The 17,576-nt window shown below is 72.5% G+C and carries 14 protein-coding genes; 5 read left to right on the top strand and 9 right to left on the bottom strand.

The annotated features are described in order from the left end of the window. Window positions 1-15: 15 nt before the first annotated feature. Window positions 16-411 (top strand): DUF742 domain-containing protein, encoded by a 396-nt coding sequence (locus AB0C66_RS32785; protein ID WP_362447038.1) that lies wholly within the window; start codon window positions 16-18, stop codon window positions 409-411. After that, complete coding sequence (locus AB0C66_RS32780) at window positions 392-985, top strand: ATP/GTP-binding protein (protein WP_362447035.1); 594 nt, start codon at window positions 392-394, stop codon at window positions 983-985. The genes AB0C66_RS32785 and AB0C66_RS32780 overlap by 20 nt, the downstream gene beginning before the upstream one ends. Before the next feature lie 82 nt (window positions 986-1,067). Here the strand turns inward: AB0C66_RS32780 and glpK are convergent, their stop codons facing one another. From glpK to AB0C66_RS32750, 6 genes are all read right to left on the bottom strand, one after another. After that, the gene (glpK, locus tag AB0C66_RS32775; RefSeq protein ID WP_362447032.1) at window positions 1,068-2,600 is read right to left on the bottom strand and encodes a glycerol kinase GlpK; all 1,533 of its coding nucleotides are present in this window, start codon (window positions 2,598-2,600) and stop codon (window positions 1,068-1,070) included. Between the two features lie 14 nt (window positions 2,601-2,614). Then, window positions 2,615-3,385 (bottom strand): MIP/aquaporin family protein, encoded by a 771-nt coding sequence (locus AB0C66_RS32770; protein WP_362447029.1) that lies wholly within the window; start codon window positions 3,383-3,385, stop codon window positions 2,615-2,617. 233 nt (window positions 3,386-3,618) lie between these two features. Further along, window positions 3,619-4,809, bottom strand: coding sequence for a lipid-transfer protein (locus AB0C66_RS32765; RefSeq protein WP_362447026.1), 1,191 nt, complete (start codon window positions 4,807-4,809; stop codon window positions 3,619-3,621). After that, window positions 4,806-5,258: an OB-fold domain-containing protein gene (locus AB0C66_RS32760; protein ID WP_362447023.1), complete on the bottom strand. Its 453-nt coding sequence runs from the start codon at window positions 5,256-5,258 to the stop codon at window positions 4,806-4,808. Before AB0C66_RS32760 ends, AB0C66_RS32765 begins: the two co-directional genes overlap by 4 nt. A gap of 81 nt (window positions 5,259-5,339) precedes the next feature. After that, complete coding sequence (locus AB0C66_RS32755) at window positions 5,340-6,143, bottom strand: M15 family metallopeptidase (RefSeq protein ID WP_362447020.1); 804 nt, start codon at window positions 6,141-6,143, stop codon at window positions 5,340-5,342. Between the two features lie 176 nt (window positions 6,144-6,319). Next, window positions 6,320-8,722 carry a glycoside hydrolase family 31 protein gene (locus AB0C66_RS32750; RefSeq protein WP_362447017.1) on the bottom strand — a complete coding sequence of 801 codons (2,403 nt, stop codon included), beginning with the start codon at window positions 8,720-8,722 and terminating at the stop codon, window positions 6,320-6,322. Window positions 8,723-8,949: 227 nt separating this feature from the next. Between AB0C66_RS32750 and AB0C66_RS32745 the strand changes: the two genes are divergently transcribed. After that, window positions 8,950-10,968, top strand: a complete 2,019-nt coding sequence (locus tag AB0C66_RS32745) for an acetoacetate--CoA ligase (RefSeq protein WP_362447014.1) — start codon at window positions 8,950-8,952, stop codon at window positions 10,966-10,968. Between the two features lie 93 nt (window positions 10,969-11,061). Here AB0C66_RS32745 and AB0C66_RS32740 read toward each other — a convergent pair whose 3' ends face one another. Next, the gene (locus AB0C66_RS32740; protein WP_362447011.1) at window positions 11,062-12,381 is read right to left on the bottom strand and encodes an aminotransferase class I/II-fold pyridoxal phosphate-dependent enzyme; all 1,320 of its coding nucleotides are present in this window, start codon (window positions 12,379-12,381) and stop codon (window positions 11,062-11,064) included. A gap of 58 nt (window positions 12,382-12,439) precedes the next feature. Between AB0C66_RS32740 and AB0C66_RS32735 the strand changes: the two genes are divergently transcribed. Together AB0C66_RS32735 and AB0C66_RS32730 are read left to right on the top strand one after the other, a co-directional pair. Next, a complete protein-coding gene (locus AB0C66_RS32735) occupies window positions 12,440-13,843 on the top strand; it encodes an MFS transporter (RefSeq protein WP_362447008.1) in 1,404 nt (467 codons plus the stop codon). 23 nt (window positions 13,844-13,866) lie between these two features. Further along, a complete protein-coding gene (locus tag AB0C66_RS32730; protein WP_362447005.1) occupies window positions 13,867-14,850 on the top strand; it encodes a hypothetical protein in 984 nt (327 codons plus the stop codon). 76 nt (window positions 14,851-14,926) lie between these two features. Here the strand turns inward: AB0C66_RS32730 and ptsP are convergent, their stop codons facing one another. Next, complete coding sequence (ptsP, locus tag AB0C66_RS32725; protein WP_362447002.1) at window positions 14,927-16,597, bottom strand: phosphoenolpyruvate--protein phosphotransferase; 1,671 nt, start codon at window positions 16,595-16,597, stop codon at window positions 14,927-14,929. Between the two features lie 101 nt (window positions 16,598-16,698). Next, window positions 16,699-17,151 carry a PTS glucose transporter subunit IIA gene (locus AB0C66_RS32720; RefSeq protein ID WP_362446999.1) on the bottom strand — a complete coding sequence of 151 codons (453 nt, stop codon included), beginning with the start codon at window positions 17,149-17,151 and terminating at the stop codon, window positions 16,699-16,701. Window positions 17,152-17,576: the final 425 nt, after the last annotated feature.

The following is a 17,576-nucleotide window of genomic DNA, read 5'->3' as shown; positions in this document are numbered from 1 at the left end:
CGGAGGCCGGGGGAGATGACCCGAGGCGGGGAACAGATGGGCCGCTGGTTCGACGACGCGGCGGGGCCGGTGGTCCGGCCCTACGCGATGACACGGGGGCGCACCCGCAGCGCCGCGGAGGGAAAACTCGATCTGATCGCGGTTGTTGTCGCCGATGCCATGAGCCACCGGACCGTCGCTGACCAGACGTTGTCCCCGGAGCACATCGACATCGTCGAGATGAGCCGCGACACCCCCCAGTCCGTCGCCGAGCTGGCGGCCGAACTCGACCTGCCGGTCGGGGTGGTCCGCGTACTCATCGGTGACCTGCTCCACGCGGCACTCGTCCGAGTGTCCCGGCCAGTACCTCCGGCGGAACTGCCGGACGAGAGGATTCTGCGCGAGGTGATCAATGGTCTACGGGCACTCTGACCTAGGCCGCTCTCCCATCGTCGAACCGGTCACGCTCAAGATACTTGTGGCGGGCGGGTTCGGTGCGGGCAAGACGACCCTGGTGGGCGCGGTCAGCGAGATCAAACCGCTGCGTACCGAGGAGCTCCTCACCGAGGCGGGCCGACCGGTCGACGACATCGCGGGGGTGGAGGGCAAGAAGACCACCACCGTCGCCATGGACTTCGGGCGCATCACGCTCCGCGAGGATCTTGTCCTCTATCTCTTCGGCACCCCCGGACAGGACCGCTTCTGGTTCCTGTGGGACGAGCTGGCCACCGGTGCGCTGGGCGCGGTGGTGCTGGCCGACACCCGGCGGCTGGAGGACTGCTTCGCCGCCGTCGACTACTTCGAGCGGCGGGGCATCGCCTTCACGGTGGCCGTCAACTGCTTCGAGGGCGCCGACCGCTACCCCGAGGAGTCGGTGCGCGACGCGCTCGATCTCGATCCCGGCACCCCGGTCATCCTGTGCGACGCCCGTGAGCGGGAATCCGCCAAGGACGTCCTCATCTCGGTGGTCGAGCACGCGATGCTGGCTTCGGCCACCCGGCGCTAGCGATACCTTCCGCGAGCCGAGCGCGGATACGGCCCGTACCCCGCCGTCCGGGGTACGGGCCGTCGTCTCGTGAGGTGCCCGGCTATCCCTCGGCGTCCGCCCGCTCCTCCTTGTGCCAGCCGAAGCTGCGCTCCACCGCCATGCGCCAGTTGCCGTACTCGCGCTCCCGCTCCGCCGCCTCCATCCGCGGGGTCCATTCGGTGTCGCGCTGCCAGTGGGACCGCAGCTCATCGAGGTCCTGCCAGACCCCGGTGGCCAGCCCGGCCGCGTAGGCGGCGCCCAGACAGGTGGTCTCGGAGACCACCGGGCGGATCACCGGGACGCCGAGCACATCGGCCTGGTGCTGCATCAGCAGCCCGTTGGCGGTCATCCCGCCGTCGACTTTGAGCGTGGTGATCCGCACCCCGGAGTCCTGGTACATCGCGTCGACCACCTCACGCGTCTGCCAGCTGGTGGCCTCCAGCACCGCCCGGGCCAGATGGGCCTTGGTGACGTACCGGGTGAGACCGGTGACCACGCCCCGCGCGTCGGAGCGCCAGTACGGGGCGAACAGCCCGGAGAACGCCGGGACGATATACGCGCCGCCGTTGTCGGACACGCTCGCGGCCAGCGGTTCGATCTCGTCTGCGGAGCGGATGATGCCCAACTGGTCGCGGAACCACTGCACCAGGGCCCCGGTGATGGCGATCGAGCCCTCCAGGCAGTAGACGGGCCGCTCACCGCCGAGCCGGTAGCCCATCGTGGTCAGCAGTCCGCTCTTGGAGGGCACCGGGCGGTCACCGGTGTTCAGCAGCAGGAAACTCCCGGTGCCGTAGGTGTTCTTGGCCTCGCCCACGCCGTAGCAGGTCTGGCCGAACACCGCGGCCTGCTGGTCACCGAGTGCCGAGGCCACCGGCACCCCGGCGAGCTGGCCCACCGCCGTGCCGTACACCTCGGCCGAGGACCTGATCTCCGGGAGCATCGCCTCGGGGATGTTCATCGCGGACAGGATCGAGCCGTCCCACTGGAGGGTTTCCAGGTCCATCAGCAGGGTGCGCCCGGCGTTGGTGACATCGGTGACATGCACCCCGCCGTCGGTGCCGCCGGTGAGGTTCCAGATCAGCCAGGAGTCGATGGTGCCGAAGGCGATCTCGCCGAGCTCGGCGCGGTGGCGCAGCCCGGGTACGTTCTCCAGCAGCCAGGCGGCCTTCGGCCCGGAGAAATAGCTGGCCAGCGGCAGCCCGGTGGTGTCCCGGAAGCGGTCCTGCCCGTGTTCGCCACCGAGTTCGGCGCAGAGCGCGGAGGTACGGGTGTCCTGCCAGACGATCGCGTTGTGCACCGGTTTGCCGGTGGCGCGGTCCCACAGCACGGTCGTCTCACGCTGGTTGGTGATGCCCAGCGCGGTCAGCTGGTCCGCGCGCAGTCCGGCCTTGGCGAGCGCACCCGCCACCACGGCCTGCACCTTGGCCCAGATCTCGGTGGCGTCATGCTCCACCCAGCCCGGCTTGGGGAAGATCTGGCGGTGTTCGCGCTGGTCGACGGCGACGATCCGGCCGCCGTGGTCGAAGATGATGCAGCGGCTGGAGGTGGTGCCCTGGTCGATCGCGGCGACGTAGGTGTCCGAGTGGTTCGGCATGGCGTCTCCTCCGGTCAGAAGGCTGCGTTGAAGACGAGGCCCGCGAGCACGGCCCCGATCAGCGGACCCACCACCGGGATCCAGGCGTAACTCCAGTCCGAGGTCCCCTTGTTGGGGATGGGCAGCAGCGCGTGGGCCAGGCGCGGGCCGAGATCGCGCGCCGGGTTGATGGCATAGCCGGTCGGCCCGCCCAGCGACAGTCCGATCCCGACCACCAGGAAGGAGACGAGCAGGATGGAGATGCCGGAGCCGTAGATCACGGTGCCGTCGCCGCCGTGGTCGGCCACCGGTCCGATGCCGATCCCGTCGACCTTGCCGAACGCCAGCAGCGGCAGTACCAGGGCGGCGGTGGCGATGACCTCGGTGACCAGGTTGGCCACCGGATTGCGGAGCTCCGGGATGGTCGAGAAGACCCCCAGTGTGGGCTGGGCGTTCTTCTCCTCCGCGTTGGCGGCGAACTGCGCGTAGTACAGCAGCCAGGCGAGCACCGCGCCGATCACGGCGCCGACCAGCTGGCCGAGGATGTAGAGCGGCACCTTGTCCCAGTCGCCGGTGTCGACGGCGACGCCCACGGTCACGGCCGGGTTGAGATGGGCGCCGGAGAGCGGCGCCGCGGTGTAGGCCCCGGCCAGGACACCGAAGCCCCAGCCGAAGGCGATGACGATCCACCCGGAGGCCTTGGCCTTGGAGTGGTTGAGGGTGACGGCGGCACAGACGCCCGCTCCGAACAGGATCAGTATCGCGGTGCCGATGACCTCACCGGTGAAGATGTCCCCATTGCTCATGGCGGCTCCTTGGACCTCGCCCGGGACGCGGTGCCCCGGTCCTCCGTGCTGGGTCGTTTCGAGCGTGCGGATGCATCGGAATCGCCCATGGGGGGTGTGCGGGGTGGAGCCTGCGCGCGGCGACGCCGACTGACACCGCAGAAGTGTGATCCCGCGGTCAGGTGGCGTCAAGGTGATGAACGGCAACGGTGTCCGTCACGGCCGAACGCCGGGCCGCCGCGTCACACGCTCCGTCAGCGCACCGCGATCACCGATGAACCGTGCCCGAACAGCCCCTGGTTCGCGGTGATTCCGGTGTGTGCCCCCGCCACCTGCCGGTCTCCCGCCATACCGCGCAACTGCCAGGTCAGCTCACACACCTGGGCGATGGCCTGGGCCGGGACCGCCTCCCCGAAGGACGCCAGACCGCCGCTGGGATTGACCGGGATCCGCCCGCCCAGCGCCGTGGCCCCCTCGCGCAGCAGCTTCGCGCCCTCCCCGGGGCCGCACAGCCCCAAGTCCTCGTACCACTCCAGCTCCAGGGCCGTGGACAGGTCGTAGACCTCGGCCAGTGACAGGTCCTCCGGGCCGAGCCCGGCCTCCTCGTAGGCCGCCCGCGCGATCGACGGCCGGAACGGGTCGGGGCCCGGACCGGCCGTCGGGGCCGCGTCGGTGGCGATGTCCGGCAGATCGAGCACGGTCCGTGGATGGCGCGGCGAGACCGAGGACACCGCGCGGATCCGCACCGGCCGCCGCACCCCCCGCCGCCGCGCCACGTCCATACCGCAGAGCACCAGCGCCGCCGCCCCGTCGGAGGTGGCGCAGATGTCCAGCAGCCGCAGCGGATCGGCGACCACGGCGGACGCGGCCACCTCCTCGGCGGTCACGCGGGAGCGGTAGCGGGCATGGCGGTTGAGGGCACCGGCGGCGGCGTTCTTCACCTTGACCCGTGCGAAGTCCTCGGGGGTATCGCCGTGGACGGCCATCCGGCGGCGCGCCCACAGCGCGAAGTAGGCGGGGTTGGTGGCGCCCAGCACCCGGAAGCGCAGCCAGTCCGGGTCCTCGGGGCGCTCACCGCCCGCGGGCGCGAAGAAGCCCTTGGGCGCCGCGTCCGCGCCCACCACCAGTACGGTGTCCGCCATCCCGGACAGGATCTGGGCCCGGGCGGTGTCGATGGCCCGCGCACCGGTGGCGCAGGCCGCGTACACACTGGTGACCTTGGCCCCCTGCCAGCCCAGCGCCCGGGCGAAGGTGGCGCCCGCCACCTGCCCGGGGTAGCCGCAGCGCACGGTGTTCGCCCCGACCACGGACTCGATCGCGGACCATTCGAGACCGGCGTCCGCGAGTGCGGCACGGGCGGCCGCCGTCCCGTACTCGGTGAAGTCCCGGCCCCATTTGCCCCATGGGTGCATTCCGGCGCCCAGCACCGCCACGTCGCCGGTCATGACGGCTCCTCGGCGAGGGGCCGCCAGTGCCAGGTGGTCAGGGTCCGCCCGTCCTCCTCGGCCAGCACCCCGGGCACCACCTCGACCTCCATGCCCACGGCCAGATCGGCCACGGTCACCCCGGGCGCGCCCTGTCCCAGCACCACCATCCCCTCGGCCGCGAGCTCCACGGCGATCAGGGTGTACGGCTGCCAGGCGCGGTCGGGGTCCGAGGGGTACGGGGCGGGCGGGCGGTAGCGCCCGTCGGTGTACGACCAGATCCGGCCCCGCGCGGAGAGCGGCACCTCCTCCAGTTCGGTGCCCGAGCAACCGGGGGCGCGGCACGCGGCGTCCTCGCGCGGGAAGTACACGGTGCGGCACCGGCGGCAGCAGGTGCCCAGCAGCCGGAATGCGGTGGTGTCATCCGGGGTGAACCACCCCGGGACCACCGGTGTTCGGGTTTGGGACACGGCCCCTCCCGGCAGACGTTATGAACCTGACGGTACGTCAGAAGTCTGCCACGGTACCGCGGACACGTCACCTGGCCGGGCTCAGTGGCCCGTCAGCGACCGCCGTGCCACCGGGAAGTCGAAGTAGGTGTCGGGGAACGGCTCCGGCTGGTAGGTGTAGTGCCACCACTCCTCGGCCAGATTGACGAAGCCCAGCTTCTCCATGGTGTTCTTCAGCAGCATCCGGTTCGCCCTCCGTACCCCGGTGATCCGCGGGTCCATGGTGTGCGCGAGGGTGTCGAAGCAGTCGTACCCGGTGCCCATGTCCACGGAGTTGTCCGGAAAACGCTCCTGTCGCGGCGCGTAGCAGGGCGTCAGCTCCTCACCGGGCTCATACGGCCGGGTGGGCTTCGCGGGCAGCTTCACGATCGTCAGATCCATCGTGCTGCCCCGGCTGTGTCCGGACTTCTCGGCGATATAACCGTCCTCGAACAGCCGGGTCTTGTCGACATGCGGATAGAACTCGCCCTTCATCCGCTGGTCGTCGAGGTCCTTCGCCCACGTCACGAACTGGTCGACCGCCCGCTGCGGGCGGTAACAGTCGTACACCTTCAGTGTGTAGCCGCGCTTCAGCAGCCGCGTCTGCGCCTGGTGGAGCGCCTTGGCCGCCGGACGGGTCAGGATGCACATCGCGCGGCGGTAGCCGTCGACCGGATCACCGGTGAAGTTGTGCGGGGTGATGTACCGGATCTCCTGGAGGATGGTCGGGTCCACCTCGCTCAACGCCACGAACTCCCGGGGGGCTTGGGGATCGGGCTTCGCCTGCGCCGGACCGGAGGAGGCCACGGCCATCAGGGCGGCGAGGGGCAGGGCGAGGGCGCGGAGCGCGGCAGCACATTTCAGCATGGCCATCCTCTACCAGCCGCCCACGCCCCCCGACAACCCCGGCCCCGGTCGAGCGGCCTCGCCGACGTCCGGCGCGGCTCGGGTGCGCCCCCGATGGGGCACGGGGAAACCGCGCGACCAGCCACGGCGCGGCCGCAGCCGAATGCCGGCACCTCGCGGCACGTCCCCCGGAGCGCTCAGCGGCGGCCGCGGACCCGCACCGGGTAGCCCGCCTCGGCCCCGTCCTCCCGTTCCACCCGTACCTCACCCTCCCGCAGCCGGGTGGAGAACCGCACCACCTCGGTCTTCTCCCAGCCGTCGCCCCGGTCCCCGACCAGCACCCCGCCACCGCCCGTGCGCCCCGGACTCGGGGCCCACACCTCCAGCTCCACCGCGCCGCCGTCGCCCACCACCGGCACCACCGACCCCGCCCGCGCCAGCACCGGGATCCGTGACAGCGGAGCGTCCAGCACCGCCGTGCCCGGCCCCTCGTACGGCACCCCGGTCACCGTGTCGTACCAGCGGCCGCGCGGCAGCCGCACCGTCCGCTGCTCGGCCCCCTCCTCCAGCACCGGCGCCACCAGCAGCGCGTCCCCCAGCAGAAAGGCGTCGTCGCAGTCGCGCAGCGCCCGGTCCTTGGGCGTCCGCCACCACACCGGCCGCACATAGGGCGCGCCGGTACGCCCCGCCAGCTGGGCGAGGGTCACGAAGTACGGGTGCAGCCGCTGCCGTTCGCGCAGCGCCGCCGCCGCGAACTCCAACACCCGCGGCCCGAACTCCCACGGCTCCCGCCGCCCCGCCGAAAGGGCCGAATGGGTACGGAACAACGGCAGATACGCGCCCAGCTGGAACCAGCGCAGATACAGCTCGGGCGACGGGGTGCCGGTGAACCCGCCGATGTCCGGCCCCGAGTACGGCACACCCGAGAGACCGAGCCCCAGCACCAGTGCCAGCGAGGCGCGCAGCCCCGGCCAGCCGGTGGCCACATCCCCGGACCAGCTGCCGCCGTAGCGCTGCAACCCCGCCCAGCCGGAACGGGAGAAGAGGAACGGCCGCTCCTCCGGCCGCAGTTCGCGCAGCCCCTCGTAACCGGCGCGCGCCATCGTCAGCCCATAGACGTTGTGTGCCTCCCGGTGGTCGCCACCGCGGCCCTCCAGCGCGTGCCGGGCCGAGCGCGGCAGTGTCGTCCCGCCGAAGGCGCCGAACGCGGCCGGCTCGTTCATGTCGTGCCACATCCCCGAGAACCCCTGCGCCAGACGCTCCGCGTACAGCGCGCCCCACCACTTGCGCACCCGCGGATCGGTGAAGTCCGGGAACACCGACTCGCCCGGCCACACCTCGCCGCGCACCTCCAGGCCCAGGGCGTCACGTACGAACACATCGGCCGCCGCGCCGCTGTCGTACACCGTGTCGCCCGGCTCCGCCTTCACCGCCGGATCGACGATCGACACCAGCCGGACGCCCTCCGTGCGCAGCTCGGCGGCGAGACCGGGCAGATCGGGGAAGCGCTCGGTGTCCACCGTGAACACCCGGTGCCCGGCGAAGTGGTCGATGTCCAGGTGCAGTGCGGACAGCGGCAGCCCGCGCTCCCGGTAGCCCGCCACCACCCGGCGCACCTCCTCCGCGTCACCGAATCCCCAGCGCGCGTGATGATGGCCGAGCGCCCACGCGGGCGGGACCGCCGGGGCGCCGGTGAGCGCCGCCCAGCCGTGCATCACCCGCGCCGGGGCGCCCACGATCACCCAGTAGCGCAGCGGACCGCCCTCCATCCGCGTCCAGCAGCCGCCGGGGCGATCATGGCCGGAACCCTCGCCCTCCGCGCCCTCCCGCAGGGTGACCGAGCCGTCCCACGAGTTGTCGTGGAACACCAGATGGGTGCCCGCGTCCGCCACCACCAGCTGCGTCGGGGCGGTGAGCGAGAGCGGATCGTCACCCGGCCGGAAGGAGCCCCCCGGATCGGTGTTCCACAGCCGGTACCGGCCGTCCCGCAGCCGTGGCCCCGACGACCGCCCGCCGAGCCCGAAGAACCGCGCGTCCGCCGCCACCTCGGACCGCTGCTGCCAGCGTGCCCCCTCGCCCGCCGGCCCCGGCCCGTCCGCCTTCGATCCGGCCACCGAGGCGGCCGGTTCCCACCAGCGCGGCGGCAGATCGCGGCGGAGCAGCACCCCGCCCGGTGTGCGCACCTCCACGGCGCCCATCCGCGAGACCACCACGGTGACCCGCTCGGACACCACCCGCCAGCCGCCGAGCGTGTCCGGCTCCAGCACCGCCCGGTCGTCCGCCTCCGGGCAGCCCCGGGCCAGCGAGTACGACGGCTCCGGCTCCGCACCGTCCCAGCCGCAGAACACCGCGCCGCCCAGCGTCACCCGCACCCGGAGGGAGGACCGCGCGAACCGCACCACCCCACCGCCCGGCTGCGGATCCGCCCCGCTCACCTCACCCGGCACCCGGGCCAGCTCCGGGCCCCGGCGCGGCAGCCCCACCGCATCCGAACGCCGCCGTTGCCACGCCGCCCGCAGCGACCGCAGCCCCCGCGCCGTACCGATCGTGCGCACCGACCGCACCAGCTTCCCCGACCGCACCCCGTCACGCGCATCCATACTGCTCACCCTGCCATTGCCGGGGCCGGTGGCCACCACAGTTCAACTGCCGTTCACCCGTGGCCCGGCCACATACCCCCGTCGCCGGATGTGGAGTGGCGCCCCTGGTGCGGGGATCGATCACATGGCATCGTCCTGCACGGAGATCAGACGAGACGACGCCGACGCAGTTGACGTGGACGACATGGGCGGCGTGGCCCATGCCGACAGCCCGGGAGCCGACACATATGAACACCTCAGCACACTCCGACCATCTGCCGCGGCCCCTCTGGCAGCCCGGAGCGGACCGGATCGCCCGGTCCCAGCTGACCCGCTTCCACACCTGGGCCACCGAGCGGCACGGCGCGCCCGCGGCCACCCCCGGCGATCCGGCCGCCGGCTATGCCGCGCTGCACCGCTGGTCGGTGGCGGAGCTGGAAACCTTCTGGGCGGCCGTCGCCGAGTGGTTCGAGGTGCGCTTCAGTACCCCGTACGAGTCGGTGCTCGCGGACCCCGCCATGCCCGGCGCCCGCTGGTTCCCCGGCGCCACCCTCAACTACGCCGAGCACGCGCTGCGCGCCGGGGAGGACCCGGCCCGCGCCGACGCCCCCGCCCTCCTCCACGTCGACGAGACGCAGGAGGTCACCCCCATGACCTGGGCCGAGCTGCGCGGCCAGGTCGGCGCGGTCGCCGCCGAGCTGCGCCGCCTCGGCGTCCGGCCGGGTGACCGGGTCAGCGGCTACGTCCCCAACATCCCGCAGGCCACGATCGCCCTCCTCGCCGCCGCCGCGGTCGGCGCCGTGTGGACCTCCTGCGCGCCCGACTTCGGCGCCCGCAGCGTCCTGGACCGCTTCCAGCAGGTCGAGCCGGTGGTCCTGTTCACCGTCGACGGCTACCGCTACGGCGGCAAGACACACGACCGCGCCGAGACCGTCGCCGAGCTGCGCCGCGAGCTGCCCACGCTGCGCGCCGTCGTGCACATCCCGCTGCTGGGCACCCCGGCCCCGGAGGGCGCGCTCGACTGGGACACGGTGGTCGCCGAACCCGCCGAGCCGGTCTTCGCACCGCTGCCCTTCGACCATCCGCTGTGGGTGCTCTACTCCTCCGGCACCACCGGACTGCCCAAGGCCATCGTGCAGTCCCAGGGCGGCATCCTGCTGGAACACCTCAAGCAGCTCGGCCTCCACTGCGACCTCGGACCCGCCGACCGCTTCTTCTGGTTCACCTCCACCGGCTGGATGATGTGGAACTTCCTGGTGTCCGGTCTGCTGGTGGGCGCCACCGTGGTCCTCTACGACGGCAGCCCCGGCTACCCGGACACCGCCGCCCAGTGGCGGGTGGCCGAGCGCACCGGCACCACGCTCTACGGCACCTCCGCCGCCTATGTGATGGCCTGCCGCAAGGCCGGAGTCCGCCCCGGCCGCGACTTCGACCTCTCCCGGGTGCAGTGCGTCGCCACCACCGGTTCCCCGTTGCCGCCCGACGGCTTCCGCTGGATCCACGAGGAGGTGGCGGAGGACATGTGGATCGCCTCGGTCAGCGGTGGCACCGATGTGTGCAGCTGCTTCGCCGGGGCCGTGCCCACCCTCCCGGTGTACATCGGCGAACTCCAGGCCCCGGGCCTGGGCACCGACCTCCAGGCGTGGGACCCGCAGGGCAAGCCGGTGGTCGACGAGGTCGGCGAGCTGATCGTCACCCAGCCCATGCCCTCCATGCCGGTGCGCTTCTGGAACGATCCCGACGGCAGCCGCTACCGCGACAGCTACTTCGAGATGTTCCCCGGAGCCTGGCGCCACGGCGACTGGATCACGCTCACCGACCGTGGCACGGTCGTCATCCACGGCCGCTCGGACTCCACGCTCAACCGGCAGGGCGTACGGATGGGTTCGGCCGATATCTACGAGGCGGTCGAGCGGCTGCCCGAGATCCGCGAGTCCCTGGTGATCGGCGTGGAACAGCCCGACGGCGGCTACTGGATGCCGCTGTTCGTCCACCTCGCGCCGGGCGCGACCCTGGACGACGGGCTGCGGGACCGCGTCAAGCGGACGATCCGCGAGAACCTCTCCCCGCGCCATGTCCCCGACGAGATCATCGAGGTGCCGGGGGTGCCGCACACCCTCACCGGCAAGCGCATCGAGGTCCCGGTCAAGCGCCTCCTCCAGGGCACCTCGATGGACAAGGCCGTGAACCCGGGCTCGGTGGACAACGTGGAACTGCTGGACTTCTACGAGCGACTGGCCCAGGAGCGCAAGCCGCGGACCGGCTGAACCCGCGCCCCGGGGCGCGCGCTGACGCACACCCCCTTGCCCCGGCCCATGGGTGGCGTACGGCGAGGCGTGAGGGGGTGACGTACGGCGGGTCTAACCGCCGTACGTCACCTGCGACTCGCCCCGCACCGCCGCCAGATCCGCCGCCAGCCGCTCCGCGTCGCCGGGAGTGAGCCCCGCCGTCGTGATCCGTACGCCCGGTGCGGAGGTCAGCCGGAACCGGGCTCCGGCCGCCACCCACCAGCCGCGCGTCCGCAACCCGTTGACCACGGCCGCCTCGTCCCGCACCGGCACCCACACATTCATCCCGCTCGCGCCGTGCGCGGCGATCCCCCGGGCCGACAACTCGGCCAGCAGGGACGCCCGCCGCCGGGCGTAGGCGGTGCCGGCCCGGTCGACCAGGGCCCGGGTCGCCGGGTCGGTCATCAGCCGGGCCACCGTCTCCTGGAGGACATGGCTGACCCAGCCCGACGTCAGCAGCAGCCGTCCGTCGTGGCGTGCCAGTGTCGTCCGGTCGCAGGCGAGCGCGCCCCACCGCAGGTCCGTGCCCAGGTGTTTGGAGACCGTACGCACCTGGGCCCACCGCGCCAGCCCCCCGGTGGTCAGGCTGTGCAGCGGCACCCCGGCGATGTCCGCGGCGTGGTCGTCCTCGATGACCAGGACGTCCGGCGCGCCGTCCAGCACCTCCAGCAGCGCCGCGCGCCGCTCCTCCGAGAACCAGCCGCCGTACGGATTCTGCGCGCGCGGGCTGTACACGACGGCGCGCACCCCCGCCCGCTGCGCCGCACGGAGCGCGTCGGGCCGGATCCCCTCGTCGTCCACCGCGACCGGCACGCTGCGCAGCCCCAGCGCCGGGACCAGGTCGAGCAGATGGTGGTAGCCGGGATCCTCCATGGCCACCGCGTCACCGGGCTTGAGCTCGACCGACAGCAGCCGGGCGATGGAGTCCAGCGCGCCCTGGGCGAAGGTGAGGTGGGCGCTCGGCACGCCGTCGCGCTCGTACCAGGCACGGGCGAGCTCCTCCAGACCGGCCAGCCGCGGCCGAGCGCGGTGCGAGCGGACGCCGGGGGAGAGCCGGGCGGTGGGCAGCGCGGCGGGCAGGAAGGCCGGGTCGGGATGGCCGCCCGCCAGATCGGGCACCCCGTCGGGGACCGGCGGCGGACGGCGGGAGGCGACCGCGGGGGCTTCGGCGATCACCGTGCCGGCCCGCCCGTGGGTCATCACGATCCCGCGGCGGCGCAGCTCCTTGTAGGTCGTCGCGACCGTTCCGGCGCTGACGCCGAGCCGTTCGGCCAGCCGCCGCACCGGGGGCAGGGCGGTACCGGGAGCCAACTTCCCGTCCACGACCCCCTGTTCGATCGATGAGCCAATTGCCTTGGCCGTGGTGCCAGTGATCTCATATTGTGTCGCCACAGAATTCATTCTGTACCAATACAAAATCTCGCGTCAACTCGTGTTCAGGGGGAACCAGGTGAGCAGGCCATGGAGGCGCACCGCGCCCGGTGAGCGCATCCCGCTCGGCAAGCGCATTCCACTCGGCGAGCGCATACCCGGCGGCCGGAACGGCCGCCGGATGCTGGTCGTCAGCTTCGTCGACCGGGTCGGCTCGGGACTGTGGGGCGCCACCGCCGCCCTCTACTTCACCTACGCCGCCGGGCTCACCACCGCCGAAATCGGCCTGCTGCTGGGGGTTTCCGGCGCCATCGGCATCGCGGGCCCGCCCCTCGGCGGCGCGCTCGCCGACCGCGTCCCGCTGCGCCCCCTCCTGATCACCGTCCAACTGGTGCGTGCCGTGGCCTCGCTGGCCCTGCTCACCACCACCGATCTGCGCCTGCTGCTCGCCATCGCCTCCCTGGGCGGCGTCGGTGACCGCGCCTCGTCCGTCCTCACCAAGCTCTACGCGACCCGTGTCGCGGGCCCCGACCGCGCCCGCTACCAGGCCATCACCCGCACCGCCGCCAACAGCGGCTGGGCCGTCGGCGGGCTCATCGCGGCCGTCGCGCTCACCGGCGGCTCCACCGCCGTCTACCGCTGGCTCCTCATCGGCGACGCGCTCTCCTTCCTCGCCTCCGCCCTGATCACCCTCGGCTGCGCCGAACCGCCCTCGGCCACCCGCGTCGTGGCGACGTCGCATCCGCGGGGCGGGGGGAAGGGGGCCGAGGAGCCCCGGGACGAGCAGGGCTGGGACGTGGAGGCGCGGGACGAGGCGGCGCGGGGCGAGGCGGTGCGGAAGGGCGCACCCGCCGTCCCACCCCCCAACCCCTGGCGCGACCGCGGCTACCTCACCTACACCGCCACCGAGGCGGTCCTCTTCCTCGACGACTCCGTCTTCAAGATCGGTCTGCCGCTGTGGGCCGCGACCGCCACCCACGCGCCGCATGAGCTGGTGCCCCTGCTGCTCGTCCTCAACAACCTGCTCGTGGTGGTCTTCCAGGTCCCCCTCGCACGGTTCGGCGCCACCCCGCACACCGCACGCGCCACGCTCTGGCCGCTGGCGGGCGCCTTCCTCCTCGGCGGCACCGCGCTGGCCGCCTCCACCGCCGGCGCGACCTGGCTCGCCGTCGGCGCGCTGGTGCTGGCAGCGACCGCCTTCACCGTGGCGGAGATGCTGCACGCCACGATCTCCTGGGAACTGTCCGTCGCCCTCGCCCCGGCCGGCGCGCAGGGCGCCTACCTCGGAGTGCACGGACTGGCCCAGGCCGTACAGCGCAGCGTGGGACCCCTCGCGGTGACCGCCGCGATCGCCGCCGGACCCCTCGGCTGGCTCGGCTTCGGCGCCGGACTGGCCGCGATGTGCGGTGCCCAGCGCCATCTGGTCCGGGACCGCGGCGACGGTGCGTTGTCAGTGGCACCGGTTACGGTGAGTGAGCATTGACCAACGGGCGCTGAGGGGGAGTCATGGCGCACACCAGGCACGGCGGCAGGAAGCGGAGCGCAGGGGGCAGGCGGCGGCCCGGGCCCGGCGGCGGCCGGGAGAGGCCCGCGCGGCTCACCGCGCGGCGGGCCCTGCGCAGAGAAGTGCCCAGCACCGTCGCCCTGTTGGCCGACGAGCGGGACTTCACGGCCATGCGGCGCTATGCGTCGTTCCCCTTCGACGACCACGCCCACTATCTGCGGCAGATGGAGGGGCTGCTGCGGGCACTCGCCGCACGCGGCGTGCACACGGCGGTCGCCCTCTTCGACCCCGACGGTTACGCGGAGTTCTGCGCGGACGCCCGGCTCGACCCGGACACCCCCGCCAGCCGCACCCGCTATACGGCGGAGACGGCGGCCGCGGGCGGCACCGTCACCTACGACGGCCAGCCGATCGACCGCCTGGTGCCGCGTCTGATCGGAGCGGCCGAGGAGCGGGCCACCCTGGAGTACGCCACGGCCCTGCTCTCCCGCACGGGCGCCCGTGACGACATCGCCCGCGCGGCGGCCGAGCGCGCCGCCGCCGCGCTGCGCGGGGTGCTCGGAGCGGCCGGGCCCGGTGTCCACCATCTGGTGTGCAGCGTCCCGGCTGGCGGCACCTCGCTGGTCGCGGTGGTGCACGCCGAGGCGCGGGGAGAGCGTCCGGCGCGGGCCGCCGAGCCCGGCGCCCACATCTTCCGCACCGTGCTGGCCTGCGGCATCGCCAGCCGCGGCCCGGGCGGCATCGTGCTGCGCACCTCACTGCCCGGGGAGCGGGACCGGGTCCGCGGCTGGGCCCTGCACGACGGCTGGCTCCGGCCCTTGAGCGAGGCGGAGGTCTTCACCGCGTACTGCACCGACGCGGAGACCGGCGAGCCGATCCCGCCGGAGCACGGCGTCGAATACCGGGCGGGTATCCCGCTGACCCGCCCGGACGACACCCACCCCGACGAAACCCGCCCCGAGGACACCCGTCCCGACGGGGAATGAGCAGAGGGCCCGTTCCACCACGATCGCCGTGATGGAACGGGCCCCTGGAGACAGCGGGCAGCGGAAGCCTCACGGCTCACTCGCCGGACAGCACCGCCTGCGCCGCGCGGCGCGCGTCCTCGGCGGTGTCCGCCGCACGCGCCGCGGCGGCCGCCCGCTCGCACTGCGCCAGCGTGTGCTTGGCCAGCGTGGCCCGCACATACGGAATGGATGCGGCGCCCATGGAGAGGCTGGTGACGCCGAGGCCGGTGAGTACGCAGGCGAGAAGCGGGTCGGAGGCCGCTTCGCCGCATACGCCACAGCTCTTGCCCTCGGCCTGTGCGGCTTCGGCGGATGCGGCGACCAGGTCCAGCAGCGCGGGCTGCCAGGGATCCTGGAGACGGGAGACGGCGCCGACCTGGCGGTCGGCGGCGAAGGTGTACTGGGCGAGGTCGTTGGTGCCCAGCGAGAGGAACTCGACTTCCTGGAGGATCGAGCGGGCGCGCAGTGCGGCGGAGGGGATCTCCACCATCGCGCCGAACTTGGCCTGGAGCCCGGCCTCGCGGCAGGCGTCGGCGAACGCCCTGGCGTCGGTGCGGTCGGCGACCATCGGGGCCATCACCTCGAGGTACACCGGCAGCCCTTCGGCGGCGGTGGCCAGGGCCGTGAGCTGGGTCCGCAGTACGTCGGGGTGGTCCAGCAGGGTCCGCAGGCCCCGTACGCCCAGCGCGGGGTTGGGCTCATCGGCGGGGGTGAGGAAGTCCAGGGGCTTGTCCGCTCCGGCGTCCAGGACCCGCACCACCACCCGGCCCTCCGGGAACGCCTCGAGGACCTGCCGATAGACCTCGGTCTGCTTCTCGAGGGAGGGTGCTGTGGTGCTGTCGTCGAGGAAGAGGAACTCGGTGCGGAACAGTCCCACACCCTCGGCACCCGCCTCGACCGCCGCCGGAACATCCGCCGGACCGCCCACATTCGCCAGCAACGGCACCTTGTGCCCATCCGACGTCGCACCAGGACCGGAGGAGGCGGCCAGCGCGGCCCTGCGCTCCTCCGCCGCCCGGGTCAGTTCGGCCCGCTTCTCCTCGTTCGGGGCCACGAAGATCTCACCGGTGCTGCCGTCCACGGCGATCACGGTGCCCTCGATCAGCTCCCCGGCCCCGGGCAGTGCGACCACGGCCGGGACGCCCAGGGCGCGGGCGAGGATCGCGCTGTGGCTCGTCGGCCCGCCCTCCTCGGTGACAAAACCCAGCACCAGCGTCGGGTCCAGCAACGCGGTGTCCGCGGGCGCCAGATCACGGGCGATCAGCACATACGGCTCATCACTGTCCGGCACCCCGGGCATCGGCACCCCGAGCAACCGCGCCACGATCCGGTTGCGCACATCGTCCAGGTCGGCCACCCGTCCGGCCAGATACTCGCCCGCCCCGGCCAGCAACGCCCGATAGGCGGCGAACGCGTCGTACACCGCGCGCTCGGCCGTACTGCCCACCGCGATCCGCCGCTCGACATCGGCCATCAGCTCCGGGTCCTGCGCCATCATGGCCTGCGCCTCGAGCACGGCCTGCGCCTCACCACCCGCCAGATTCCCGCGCGCGATCAGATCCGCGGACACCGCCTCCACCGCCTGCCGGGCACGGCCCTGCTCACGCGGCGCGTCATCGGCCGGAATCTGCTTGGCCGGCGGCTCGAGCACCGCCGTACCCATGTGCCGCACCTGGCCGATCGCCACCCCGTGGCTCACACCGACGCCTCGCAGCGTTGTCTCCATGTCACCCGTCCCCGGTCGATACGGCGGATCTCGCCTTGTGGATGTCGTACTCACCGCGATCGCGCCCGGACCGGCCCCGCCGGTACAGGCTCACATCCGGCTCAGGTCCAGTCGAAGAGCGCGTCGCCCGTCTTCACTTCGGTGGCGCCGTCGCTGACGTCGGTCAGCGCCTCCGCGGTGGCCTCGAGTGCCACGACGGGGCAGATGGGCGACTTCCCCGCGGCCACGGCGACGTTCGGATCCCAGCGCACGATCGCGTCTCCGCGGCGGACGGTGTCCCCCTTGCTGATGAGCACCTCGAAGCCGGCGCCGCTCAGCTGCACCGTGTCGATCCCCAGATGGGTGAGCACCCCGTGTCCATCGGCGTCCACGACAACAAAAGCGTGCGGGTGCAGGGAGACGACGATGCCGTCGACCGGAGCCACGGCCACACACGGTTCCAGCACCGGATCGATCGCTGTGCCCGGACCGACCATGGCGCCGGAGAACACCGGGTCGGGGACCGCGGCGAGACCGATCGCCCGCCCGGCGAGCGGGGACGTCACGGTGGTCATGGGAAGCCTCCCAGGGGTGAAGAATGATCACGCGCCGTCACCACCTGTCCCGGACAGCGCACTGCCCAGAAGCGTAAGTCATAGGAACTTTGGATTCCGCACGCGCGGCGGCAGACCGGAGAGGGTCCGGGGCCGTCGAATCGATTTGCCACGGCTCTGTGGGGCCTGTACTGTCGTATGCCTGCCCACCGGATGAAGCATCGCAGTCAGCTGCGGACACGTCCAGGTCGAGGGCAGTACCTTCAGTTACTAGATCCAATTCTCGGATCCGCTTTTGCATGCCATGCGAAAGGCCCCGGTTCGAGACACGGAAATGGTCTGATAGCGTGTGAAACACCGAAGGGAAGCGCCCGGAGAAACCGGTGAAATGGTTTCGAAGGAAGCGTCCGTTCCTTGAGAACTCAACAGCGTGCCAAAAGTCAACG

This window comes from Streptomyces sp. NPDC048636 (genome assembly GCF_040650655.1).
Lineage (GTDB): Bacteria > Actinomycetota > Actinomycetes > Streptomycetales > Streptomycetaceae > Streptomyces.
Note: the sequence above shows the minus strand (reverse complement) of the source record. Positions and strands in the feature narration are given on the sequence as shown.